Here is a 308-nt window from a genome sequence, read left to right as displayed (position 1 = left end):
GCTGCGCCGGCTGCGCGAGCGGCTCGCCGACGCGCTGGACGGCGGTCCCACCGTGCTCGACCTGGACACCTTGCCGCAGGTCGAGTCGAGACTGTGTCTGCCGATCGACCCGGACCGGCCCGGTTTCATCCAGTACACCTCGGGCAGCACATCGGCGCCCAAAGGTGTCGTGCTCAGTCAGCGCGCGATGGCCGCGGGCGCCGAGGCGATCGTCGCCGCCGCGCAGGTGACCGGCGACGACACGATCGGCCTGTGGCTGCCGCTCTTCCACGACATGGGCCTGGTGTCGGTCCTGGTCGGACTGCTCG

Annotated in this window: 1 protein-coding gene; it reads left to right on the top strand. The window is 71.4% G+C overall.

Annotated elements, in window-relative coordinates; genetic code table 11:
- Positions 1-308 (top strand): AMP-binding protein (locus TN53_RS43755; RefSeq protein WP_046264515.1); only part of this gene is annotated, 308 nt, incomplete at both ends.

Source organism: Streptomyces sp. WM6386 (assembly GCF_000972385.1).
Classification (GTDB): domain Bacteria; phylum Actinomycetota; class Actinomycetes; order Streptomycetales; family Streptomycetaceae; genus Streptomyces.
The sequence above is the reverse complement of the archived record's forward strand: the minus strand, read 5'-3'. Positions and strand labels throughout refer to the sequence as shown.